Here is a 10,663-nt window from a genome sequence, read left to right as displayed (position 1 = left end):
GGCCGATCCGCCGCATCAGGCGCGGCAAGTCGCGCAGGATGGCGCTAAGCCCCATCAGTGCGATCTCGCTGCCGTCGAACAATGGCGCCAGGCCGAGCGCCTGCAAATGGCGGCCGCCGATGCCGACAAGCCGAACTTCGCGCCCGGTCATGCGCTTTAACGCCTGCACAAGGTCGGCGCCAAGCAGGTCGCCGGACTCTTCGCCGGCGACGACGGCTATCTTCAACGGCCGGTCATTCGCCATGCGCCGGCTCCGCAGCAGGCAGGCCGACCACGAAAAGGCCGAGCGCGTTGGCACGTCCGATGGTGGCGGGACCTTCGAGCACCAGCGAGCGACCGGCTTCGACGGCAATGCCGGCCAGTCCGGCGGCATGCGCCGCATCGACGGTCAGCGGACCGATAGAGGGCAGATCGGCGCGCAGTTCCTGACCAGGCTTGGCGCATTTGACCAAAACACCACGGCTCCTGCCAGCCAGCCTGCCGTGCCCGCGTAACTGTTTTGTCCGCTCGAGCAGCCCGTCGGTGCCTTCGACGCCTTCCAACGCAATGGCGCGGCCACCGACCGCAACAGCCGCCTGGCCGATATCCAGCGCGCCAATTGCTTTTGCTGCAGCGTGCGCCGCCTCGATGTCGCGCCAGTCGGATTTGCGTGGCGCCGCCTTGGTCAGCAGGCCTTCGGCGGCGACCAGCTCCGGCACGATCTCGTGAGCGCCGACGACCTTGATGCCGCTGCGCTCGATCCTGCGCACGAACAGTTTCAGCACCGTATCGTCCCCCCGGGTTACACCGACGAAGAGGCTGGGCAGCCAGGCGAGCAGGCCCAAATTGAGGCGCATGGCGCTCAGCCTGGGGCGGCGCGTGATATGACCCGCGGTCACCAGATGCGTAACGTGATGCCGCTTGAGCATCGGCAACAGCGAGCCGACGTCTTCCAGCCTCAAGGTTGCCTGCTCATAGGGCTCGAAATCGGCTATGCGGTCGACCTCGCCCGCCGCCATCACGACGAATGGCAATTTGCCTTGCCGGGCGAGCGCTCGGGCAATTTCGACCGGGAGACTGCCGCCGCCGGCGATGATGCCGACCTTGGCATCTGGCGCGAGATCAAGGCCCTTTCCGGCAGCCTCAATCTTCGTCATCTGCTCTCAGTCTTCATCATCGGTATCGTCGCCGTCGCCACCCTTGAGCGACGGCACGGCATAGTGCCGCTTGCCGCGACCGGCGATGAAATCGACGATCTTCATGGCAGTCGGCGACGAGGCGAACTCCGCCTTGGCGAATTCGATGTTTTCGCCGACGGTCCGAGAACGATCGAAGATCGTCTTATAGGCTTTGCGCAGCAAGTGGATCTCCGAACGCGGCAAGCCGGCGCGCTTCAGGCCAATGATATTGAGGCCGCGAAGGCTGGCACGGTTGCCAACGGCGATGGCGTAGGGAATGACGTCGCCGACGATCGCCGAGCAGCCGCCGAGAAAGGCGTTATCGCCGATGCGTACAAACTGATGAACCGCGGTAAGGCCCCCGATGTAGACATTGTCACCGACTTCGCAATGCCCGCCTAACGTCGCTTGATTGGCGAAGGTGGCGTTCTTGCCGACCACGCAGTCATGGGCAATGTGGGCATAGGCAAGGAAATTGCCGTTGTTGCCGATCGTCGTTTCGCCCCGGCTGGAATCGGTGCCGACATGCATGGTGACGCCTTCGCGGATCGTGCAGTTCTCGCCGATCACCAGCATGGTACGGCCGCCCTTGTGCTTGGTGTTCTGCGGCGGCCCGCCCAGTATCGCCATCGGATAGACCTTGGTCGATGCACCGATGGTGGTCGCGCCCATCACCGAGACATGGCTGACCAGTTCGACACGGTCGCCGATCACGGCGTCGGGGCCGACGTGGCAGAAGGGTCCGATGCGGGCGCCTTCGCCGATTTGGGCGCCTGCCTCGATGACCGACGATGGATGGATGACTGTCTGGATTTTCATTAGCATTCGTTTGTCAGCCGCTTGCGACCATCATCGCCGAGATCTCGGCTTCCGCCGCCTTGGCGCCATCGACGAGGGCCTCGCAAGCGAATTTGAGAAGATTGCCGCGTTTCTTGATTTTCTTCACATGAATTTTCAACTGGTCGCCTGGAACGACCGGCTTGCGGAACTTGGCATTGTCGATGGTCAGGAAATAAACCAGCGACGGCTTTTCCGTACCGAGGCTGCGGATGCAGATGGCGCCGGCCGTCTGCGCCATCGCCTCGATGATCAGCACGCCGGGCATGACCGGCTGGTCGGGGAAATGACCTTGGAAATGCGGCTCGTTTATGGTGACGTTCTTGATGCCGATGGCGGATTCGTCGCCATCTATGTCGACAATACGGTCGATCATCAGGAACGGATAGCGGTGCGGCAGGAGCTTCATCAGCCGCATTATGTCAACCGCTTCGAGCGTCGCCGCTGCGATGTCAGCCATTTCCCCCCTCACCCTGTTTGCGCGTCCGTGCAAGTCTGCGCAAGGCCGCTATCTCGCGCATGGCTTCCGCCATCGGCTGCGCCGGATATCCTCCCCAAATCTCACCGGCAGGCACATTGCTCATAAACCCGCTTCTTGCCGCAAGCTTGGCCCCGGACCCGATGGTCAAATGATCCGCAAGGCCGACGCCGCCACCCATGGTGACGTTGTCGCCTACCGTCACGGAACCGGAAATACCCGAAAGCCCGGCTATGATGCAATTGCGGCCGATGCGAACGTTGTGCGCGATCTGCACCAGATTGTCGATCTTGGTGCCCTGGCCGATGATCGTGTCGGACATGGCGCCGCGATCGACGGTGGTATTCGAGCCGATCTCGACATCGTCCTGGATGATGACGCGGCCGATCTGCGGAACCCGCTCCGGACCCTTGGCGCCGGCTACGAAACCGAAGCCATCCTGGCCGATCCTGGCACCGCCATGGATGATGACGCGATTGCCGATCAACGCATATTGCACGCTGGCACCTGGACCGACATAGCCGTCGCGGCCGATCTGAGAGGACGGACCGATGACCGCATGCGGAGCAATGACGGTTCCGCTGCCGATGGCAGCGCGCGGTCCGATGACCGCACCCGCTTCGATGATCGCGCCGGCCTCGACATGGGCGGTCGCATCGATATGGGCGTGCGGCGAGATACCGGTTTCGCCGGTCATCGGTCCAGGCGTCGCAGCCGCGGGGAAAAGCAGGCGCCCTACCATTGCGAAAGCCTGCTGCGGGCGCGGATGCACCAGAACCGCGATGCCCACCGGCGCCTTGCCGGCAAATTCCGCAGGGCAGAGAACCGCTGCCGCCCGCAGTGACTGCATCAGCGCGAAATTGCGCCTGCCATCGACGAAGACAAGCGCGTTCTCGCCGCCTTCGTTGGCGGGCGCCAGAGCCTCGATCGATACATCGGAGAGACCGGAATCGACAAGTATCGAGCCGGTCAGATTCGCGACTTCGCCGGCCGTATACCGGCGTGATGGCGCGAAGAACACCGGATCGGTCATTCCAGAAGCAATATCCAGCTAGCGCATGACCCCGAAATCGGAAATCGATCCTCGGAAAGGATCATGCGCAAATCAAAGTGCTACAACGTCCTTTGCGCGTCCGCTAGGACGCGCTGCGCTGTAGTTTCGGATCACTGCCATCCGGATCCAAACGAGCCGGAAGCATCGTTACCCACGCATCAGAAGCGGGTCGATATGCCGAAGTTGAATTCCTGCACGTCGTCGGTCTTTTCCTTCTTGACCGGGATCGCATAGTCGATGCGGATCGGGCCGAAAGGCGATGCCCACATCAAACCGACACCGACGGAAGCGCGCCATTCCATGCCGGTTGTCGAAGAATTGACAAGGCCACTTGCGATTTTGCTGCCGTAGAGCGTTGCCGCATCGGCGAACACAGCGCCACGCAAACCGAAGCTTTCGGGGATGACCGGCAGCGGGAACTGCGCTTCCGCCGAGGCATTGAAGTAGGTGGTGCCGCCGAGATGGTCATTGCTGTTGTCCGAAGCAACCGGGCCGATGCCGCCGTATTCGAAGCCGCGGATCATACGGTCGCTGCTCTGGAAATGGTCGAAGACGCGCAGATCGCCGTTGCCATACCCTTGGACATGACCGGCGCCGCCCGAAATGAGGCCCACCAGATCCAATTGTTCGGACAGCGTCTGATAGATGCTGCCGCGCGCCGTGACCTTGATGAACTTGGCGTCGCCGCCGAGGCCTGCCACTTCCGTGCCGACATTGGCATAGATACCGTCATGCGGGTTCTTCATGTCATCGATCGTATTGTAGATCAGGCCGAGACTGACCGAAGACTTGAGCCATGGGCTCTCGTTGACGCCGTTTTGGATCGCCTGGGACACGTCGCAACCGGCCGATGGGTCGCAGCCCTTGTCGAACTCGTACTTCTCTTGCGCGATGTTATACGCCAGCTGCGTCGAGATATTGTCGGTGATCGGCAGGCCGAAGCGAACGGTCGCGCCTGTCGTGTCGCTGTCGTAATGGTCGTAGTTTCGGCTTTGCTTGTAGATGTCGAAGCCGGCCGCGATGCGGCGTCCGAGGAAATAGGGTTCGGTGAAAGAGAAGCTGTAGTCGCGCGAGTTCTTGCCACCGCCCGCCGCCACCTTGATGAATTGGCCGCGACCGAGGAAGTTGCGCTCACTGATGGAGCCTTCGACGGACGGACCTGACGTTTCACCGCCGCTCGAATAACCGGCGCCGACGGTGAACTCACCGGTCGATTTCTCGACCACGTCGACCACCAGCACAACCTGGTCCGGCTCAGAACCCGGAACGGTAGAGATTTCGACTTTCTCAAAATAATCGAGCGCTTCCAGCCGCCTCTTCGCGCGCTGGATGAGGACCTGATTGAAAGCGTCACCTTCGCTGACATCGAACTCGCGGCGAATGACGTAGTCGCGAGTCCGATCGTTGCCGCGAATCTCGATGCGCTCGATATAGGCCTTGGTACCCTGGTCGACCGTATAGACGACCGAGATCGTGTGGTTCTCGAAGTTGCGGTCGCCGCGCGGCGTCACCTGGGCGAAGGCATAGCCGGACCCAGCCACCTTCTCGGTCAGCGCGATGATCGTGTCCTCGACGTTCTTGGCGTTGTAGACATCGCCCTTGTGGGTCTCGACTACTGATTCAAGCGACTTGCTGTCGACCTCGGGGATCGTGCTTTCGACGCTGACATCCCCGAACGTATAACGCTCGCCCTCCTGCACCGTGATGGTGACGGTGTATTTGTTGGTGGTGTCGTCGAGTTCGCCGACGGCCGAGACGACCTGGAAGTCCGCATAGCCGTGATTGTAATAGAAGCGGCGCAGCAGCTCCTGGTCGGCGCGCAGCTTGTCCTCGTCATAAACGTCGTCGCGCAGCACGAACGAAAGGAAGGACGAGCGCTTGGTGGAGATAATGTCCGACAGCCGGCGGCTCGAATAGGCGCTGTTGCCGACGAAATTGATCGCTGCGATCTGGGTGCGGCCGCCTTCGTTGATGTTGAAGACCACGTTTACGCGGTTGTCGCCGAGATCCATGATCTGGGTGGTCACGGCGGCGTCGTCGCGGCCGATACGCCGGTATGCGGCCTTGACCGCCTCGACATCGGCGTCGAGCTGCTGTTGCGAGAAGGTGCCGCGCGGCTTCAACTGCACCGCGGCTTCAAGCGCGTTGTCCTTGAGCTTCTTGTTGCCCTGGAACAGCACCTGGTTGACGACCTGGTATTCGGACACCTTGATGACCAGCGTCGATCCAACCTGGTTGATCTGCACGTCCGAAAACAGCCCGGTGCCGAACAGCGCCTTGACCGCATCGTCAATGTCCGAACTGGAAAACGCCTTGCCGGGCTTGATCGTCACGTAATTGCGGATGGTGTCCGCGTCGACACGCTGATTGCCGGTGACTTCGACTCTGGAGACGACAGCCGCCTCGGCGGCCGATGTGGCAACGAACTGCACTGCGAGCGCGCCTGGTACAACCAGAGCGGCGGACATAGCCACCGCGGACGCGGCGCTCAGAAACTTGGATGCTGCCTTCATCGGGCTTTTGTACCTTTTCTCGAAGTCCCCACGGCGAGAAAACCGGACGTGCGGTAATTTCCCCTACCGTATTAACCGGATTTTCCCTACACGCAAGGCTTCTGGTTAATTTGTATTTACTTAACCCTGCGGCGTGGCTTTCGCGTCACGCATATCCCCACGCATGGTAAACGGCGTCTCAACATTGCTCGTGCCGAAGCCAAATTCCTTCATGATTTCAGCACCCAAACAGATCGTTCCAGAAAACAAAGCCCATGAACCCGAGCACCAATATGAGGCCGCTTCGGTAAGCCATTTCCATCATGCGTTCGGACACCGGCCGCCGGATGACAGCCTCCACGCCGTAGAACAGAAGATGCCCTCCGTCGAGGGGGGGAATCGGCAAAAGGTTGAGAATCCCTATCCCGACTGACAGGAATGCAACAAGCTGCACGAGCCATTCAAAGCCAAGCTTTGCCGCCTGACCCGACATCTTGGCGATCTTGATGGGGCCGCCCAGCTGGCACTTGTCCTCGCGACCGACAACGAAACGTTGCAGGAACTGGCCGGTACGCTGGATGACGTGTCCGGTTTCCTGGACCGCTGCCCCGACCGCCCCGGCCGGACTATAGGTGATCAGCCGTGGCTGGCCGAGTTCCTTGTTGTTGACGACGCCGATCACGGCCACCTGGACCTTGTTGCCCAGTGCGTCTTGTTGTTCCATCAAGCGCGGCGTCGCCGTGACGGTGATTTCCTTGCCGCCGCGTAGCATGACGAAGGTGATGCTGTCGCCGGCGCGGCCGGAAACCAGACGCTGGACGTCGGCAAAGGTCTCGACCTTGCTGCCGTCGACGCTGACGAATCGGTCGCCGGGCATGATGCCGGCCGCGGCGGCCGGACTGCCGACGGTGACCTCAGCCACCATCGGCTCCAGCACGGGCCGGCCATGGACGGAAAATAGCACGGCAAAGACGGCGATCGTCAGCAGGAAGTTGAACAGCGGCCCCGCCACGACGGTCGCCGCCCGCTTCCAGATCGGCTGCGTGTGGAAGGCAACCTTGCGTTCTTCATCGCTCAGCGCCTCGATCTCCTCCGAGCTGGGCTGGCTCGATGTCGCGTTCATGTCGCCGACGAACTTGACGTAGCCGCCGAGCGGTATGGCGCAAAGCTTCCAGCGCGTGCCGCGGCTATCGTTGAAGCCTATGATCTCAGGGCCGAAACCGATCGAGAAAGCTTTTGCGCCGATACCGCACCAACGCCCGACGAGGTAATGGCCCATTTCGTGGACAAAAACGACCACGGTCAGCACGAACAGGAAAGGCACCAGCGTGCCGAGGACAAAGCCCTCTGTGCTGAAAACCGCGTGAAGAATCTCGTTCAATTCATGCCCTCAAATTCATCCACGGCACAGATCACGCCGCGACTGTGACATCAATCCAGGCGAATCCATGACGCAGCCCCGCGCCCGGCCCACCGACGATGCCGCTCAAACCGGAAACAGCCCCTGTGCCGGATGATCGGCGGTCGCGGCAATCCAGCCGATGACGTATAGGGCGAAAGCCGCCGCGACAAGCCCATCGACCCGGTCCATGATGCCGCCGTGGCCGGGTATCAGCGTGCCGGAATCTTTACGGCCGTGGCGTCGCTTGACCCATGATTCGAACAGATCGCCGGCCTGCGCGACGATCGAAAGTACCAGTGCGACCACGCCAAGCACGACGAGGTTGCCCGTTCCGGCTACGGCGGCCAGAAGCAGCCCGGCCACTACGCCGCCGACCACCCCACCGAGCGCCCCGCTCCGCGTCTTGCCCGGCGAGATCGACGGCGCCAGCCTTGGGCCGCCGACGGAGCGGCCGACGAAATAGGCAAAAATATCGGTCGCCCAAACCACGGCGAATAGGAACAGAATGGCTAGCAGCCCGGAAAGGTCGCCGTCGCGCAGCAAAGCCAGCGACAGGCCGGACGCGGCCGCATAGGCCAGGCCGGATGCTTCCCACGGTCCTGCCCTGCGCATGAAAGCCGCGACGGCAGCGACAGCAACCAGAGCCGCGACGAGCGGCAGCAGCAAAGACGCAGGCAGGCTGGCGACGAGGGCACCAATAAAGACCACGATCAGCGCCTCGGGCAGAAAGCCGAGACCTGCCGTAGCATTAGCACCTGCCGGGGCAACGGGGCGGCTCATCCGCGTCCACTCGTAGAAGATCCCCGCCGCCATGGCAGCGCAAAGCAACCGGAAGGGCAGTCCGCCGAGCCAGGTCAGGCCAAGCGTGACGATGGCAAGCACGACGGCCGAAATGACCCGGAGCTGAAGGTTGCTCATTCCTCAGCCTGAGGCGACATCTTGGGCGGCAAGTCCACCGAAGCGGCGCTCGCGGCCGGCGAAATCGCGCAGTGCATCGGACAGGTGCTCGCGACTGAAGTCGGGCCAGTAGCAAGGCAGGAAAACGAGCTCGCTATAGGCTGCCTGCCACAACAGGAAATTGGACAGCCGAAGCTCGCCGCTGGTGCGGATGACCAGTTCCGGATCCGGAATGCCCTCTGTATCGAGCGAGCTGGCAAAGGAATCGGCCGTGATCGCCTCGCTCTCGATCTCACCGCGCGCCACCGCCGCTGCGAGCTTGCGCGCAGTGCGCACGATCTCGTCGCGCCCGCCGTAATTGAAGGCAATGACCAGTGTCAGCGCCTCGTTGCTGAGAGTGAGCGTTTCGGCTTCCTCGAGCAGGCCCCTTATGTCGGGCTGCAGCCCTGCCCTGTCACCGATGACCCTGATCCGCACCCCACTCTGGTGCAGCTCGGCGAGGTCACGTCGGATGAAAAGCTTCAGCAGGCCCATGAGGTCGCTGACTTCGGATTTCGGCCGTGACCAGTTTTCCGATGAAAAAGCATAGACCGTCAGGAAGGAGATGCCGAGGCCGGGGGCGGCGCGCACTGTCTTGCGCAGCGCCTCGACGCCGGCGCGGTGACCGGCCAGCCGCGGCAAGCCGCGCGCCTTGGCCCAGCGTCCGTTTCCGTCCATGATGATCGCGACATGCGCGGGCGTTGCCATATTCTCGCTTCCGGGCCAGCCGTGGCCAGACCCTAGACCTGCATGATTTCCGCTTCCTTATCGGAAAGCAGGTGGTCGATGGTGCTGATTGTCTCGTCGGTCAGTTTCTGAACCTGGTCGGCCCGTTTGCGATGGTCGTCCTCACTGATGTCGCCGTCCTTTTCTGCCTTTTTCAGAAAGTCCATCCCGTCCCGGCGAACGTGACGCACGGCGACGCGGGCATTCTCGGCATAACCGTGCGAGATCTTGACCAGCTCCTTGCGGCGCTGTTCGTTGAGCTCGGGCAGCGGAATCCTGAGATTGGTACCGTCGACGATAGGATTGAAGCCGAGATTGGCTTCACGGATGGCGCGGTCGACGGCGCTGACCATCGACTTGTCCCAGATCGAAACCGAAATCATGCGCGGTTCCGGCACCGACACTGTTGCCACCTGGTTGATCGGCATGGTGGTGCCATAGGCCTGCACCTGGACGGCATCGAGCAGGTTGCTCGACGCGCGGCCCGTGCGCAGCGAAGCCAGATCATGCTTGAACGCGGCGATCGCCCCGTCCATGCGCCGTTTGAGATCGTCGTATTCGCCACTCATCATCGTCTCCTCGACCCGTTAACCCGGGTTCACTGCTTAGGGTAAGCCCTGTTCGAGCCTCATCCGCAACCGGTCCCTTTCGGGTTCATGGGTCCGGTCAATCGTCTGCTACAACCGTGCAACGGCCGCCGCCCCTCAGGATATCGCCGAAACCACCCTTCTCGTGGATCGAATAGACGATTATCGGAATGTTGTTTTCGCGCGCAAGTGCAATCGCCGCCGTATCCATGATCGAAAGCCCGCGTTTGATGACTTCGTCATGGCTGATCCGCTCGAAACGTGTCGCGTGCGGGTCCTTCTTGGGATCAGCCGAATAGACTCCGTCGACCTGGGTGCCCTTGAACAGAGCATCGGCGCCGATCTCGGCGGCGCGAAGGGCTGCAGCCGAATCGGTGGTGAAGAACGGATTGCCGGTGCCGCCGGCGAAGATAACGACCTTGCCCTGGTTCATGTAGGCGGTCGCCTGACGCTGCGAAAAACTTTCGCAAAGCTCGGGCATAGCGATCGCCGACAGCACCACGGCGTCGACGCCGATCTTGTTGAGCGAGGTGCGCAGCGCCAGCGAGTTTATGACGGTGGCGAGCATGCCCATATGGTCGCCGGTAACACGGTCGCCGCCCTTCGAGGCAACCGCGACGCCACGGAAGATGTTGCCGCCGCCGATGACGACACCGACTTCGATGCCCAGTGCGCGGGCCTCGGCGATGTCGGCGGCGATGCGGTCGACCACCGATACGTCGATGCCGAAATGCTGCTCGCCCATCAACGCTTCGCCCGATGCTTTCAGCAAGACACGTCGGTAGAGGGGCTTCACCGTCATCTGGTCCTCGTCATCGTGCGTGTGACGCGTTTCGGTGCGCCCCGAAACACTGGGCGTTCCGATACACGAAGGGGGCCCCCCGGTGACCCCGCGCCCCCGCCCCGAAATTGAGAGAGTTGGGCCCGGTAAACCTGAGCACACCCCCGCCAAAATGCCAGTGAAACGAACCGGCGCGCCAAAAAATAAACGCGT

At 62.0% G+C, this 10,663-nt stretch carries 10 protein-coding genes and 1 pseudogene; all 11 read right to left on the bottom strand.

Annotated elements, in window-relative coordinates; genetic code table 11:
- Nucleotides 1-244 (bottom strand): annotated as a pseudogene (locus tag NKH23_RS33745) (lipid-A-disaccharide synthase); the annotation flags it as partial.
- Nucleotides 234-1,136, bottom strand: a complete 903-nt coding sequence (locus tag NKH23_RS33740) for an LpxI family protein (protein ID WP_502908353.1) — start codon at nt 1,134-1,136, stop codon at nt 234-236. The pseudogene NKH23_RS33745 and the gene NKH23_RS33740, both read right to left, overlap by 11 nt.
- Before the next feature lie 6 nt (nt 1,137-1,142).
- The gene (gene lpxA / locus NKH23_RS33735; RefSeq protein WP_352721484.1) at nt 1,143-1,976 is read right to left on the bottom strand and encodes an acyl-ACP--UDP-N-acetylglucosamine O-acyltransferase; all 834 of its coding nucleotides are present in this window, start codon (nt 1,974-1,976) and stop codon (nt 1,143-1,145) included.
- Nucleotides 1,977-1,989: 13 nt separating this feature from the next.
- On the bottom strand, nt 1,990-2,454 hold the full coding sequence (fabZ, locus tag NKH23_RS33730; RefSeq protein WP_023674942.1) for a 3-hydroxyacyl-ACP dehydratase FabZ: 465 nt from the start codon (nt 2,452-2,454) through the stop codon (nt 1,990-1,992).
- The gene (lpxD, locus tag NKH23_RS33725) at nt 2,447-3,505 is read right to left on the bottom strand and encodes a UDP-3-O-(3-hydroxymyristoyl)glucosamine N-acyltransferase (protein ID WP_352721486.1); all 1,059 of its coding nucleotides are present in this window, start codon (nt 3,503-3,505) and stop codon (nt 2,447-2,449) included. The genes fabZ and lpxD overlap by 8 nt, the downstream gene beginning before the upstream one ends.
- Nucleotides 3,506-3,684: 179 nt before the next feature.
- Nucleotides 3,685-6,039, bottom strand: coding sequence for an outer membrane protein assembly factor BamA (bamA, locus tag NKH23_RS33720; RefSeq protein ID WP_352721488.1), 2,355 nt, complete (start codon nt 6,037-6,039; stop codon nt 3,685-3,687).
- A gap of 217 nt (nt 6,040-6,256) precedes the next feature.
- Nucleotides 6,257-7,399 carry an RIP metalloprotease RseP gene (gene rseP / locus NKH23_RS33715; protein WP_352492015.1) on the bottom strand — a complete coding sequence of 381 codons (1,143 nt, stop codon included), beginning with the start codon at nt 7,397-7,399 and terminating at the stop codon, nt 6,257-6,259.
- 105 nt (nt 7,400-7,504) lie between these two features.
- A complete protein-coding gene (locus NKH23_RS33710) occupies nt 7,505-8,338 on the bottom strand; it encodes a phosphatidate cytidylyltransferase (protein WP_352721490.1) in 834 nt (277 codons plus the stop codon).
- Between the two features lie 3 nt (nt 8,339-8,341).
- Nucleotides 8,342-9,064, bottom strand: a complete 723-nt coding sequence (locus NKH23_RS33705) for an isoprenyl transferase (protein ID WP_023674936.1) — start codon at nt 9,062-9,064, stop codon at nt 8,342-8,344.
- Nucleotides 9,065-9,096: 32 nt separating this feature from the next.
- On the bottom strand, nt 9,097-9,651 hold the full coding sequence (frr, locus tag NKH23_RS33700; RefSeq protein ID WP_352916652.1) for a ribosome recycling factor: 555 nt from the start codon (nt 9,649-9,651) through the stop codon (nt 9,097-9,099).
- Nucleotides 9,652-9,748: 97 nt separating this feature from the next.
- Nucleotides 9,749-10,471 (bottom strand): UMP kinase, encoded by a 723-nt coding sequence (gene pyrH / locus NKH23_RS33695; protein WP_023674934.1) that lies wholly within the window; start codon nt 10,469-10,471, stop codon nt 9,749-9,751.
- Between the last annotated feature and the right edge of the window lie 192 nt (nt 10,472-10,663).

Origin of the sequence: Mesorhizobium sp. M1328, assembly GCF_040318075.1 — a bacterium.
Lineage (GTDB): Bacteria > Pseudomonadota > Alphaproteobacteria > Rhizobiales > Rhizobiaceae > Mesorhizobium.
The sequence above is the reverse complement of the archived record's forward strand: the minus strand, read 5'-3'. Positions and strand labels throughout refer to the sequence as shown.

What these genes read in the sequence shown, in the direction of transcription:
- NKH23_RS33740 (WP_502908353.1), bottom strand. Translation starts at nt 1,136, where the DNA reads ATGACGAAGATTGAGGCTGCCGGAAAGGGCCTTGATCTCGCGCCAGAT.
- lpxA (WP_352721484.1), bottom strand. Translation starts at nt 1,976, where the DNA reads ATGAAAATCCAGACAGTCATCCATCCATCGTCGGTCATCGAGGCAGGC.
- fabZ (WP_023674942.1), bottom strand. Translation starts at nt 2,454, where the DNA reads ATGGCTGACATCGCAGCGGCGACGCTCGAAGCGGTTGACATAATGCGG.
- lpxD (WP_352721486.1), bottom strand. Translation starts at nt 3,505, where the DNA reads ATGACCGATCCGGTGTTCTTCGCGCCATCACGCCGGTATACGGCCGGC.
- bamA (WP_352721488.1), bottom strand. Translation starts at nt 6,039, where the DNA reads ATGAAGGCAGCATCCAAGTTTCTGAGCGCCGCGTCCGCGGTGGCTATG.
- NKH23_RS33710 (WP_352721490.1), bottom strand. Translation starts at nt 8,338, where the DNA reads ATGAGCAACCTTCAGCTCCGGGTCATTTCGGCCGTCGTGCTTGCCATC.
- NKH23_RS33705 (WP_023674936.1), bottom strand. Translation starts at nt 9,064, where the DNA reads ATGGCAACGCCCGCGCATGTCGCGATCATCATGGACGGAAACGGACGC.
- frr (WP_352916652.1), bottom strand. Translation starts at nt 9,651, where the DNA reads ATGAGTGGCGAATACGACGATCTCAAACGGCGCATGGACGGGGCGATC.
- pyrH (WP_023674934.1), bottom strand. Translation starts at nt 10,471, where the DNA reads ATGACGGTGAAGCCCCTCTACCGACGTGTCTTGCTGAAAGCATCGGGC.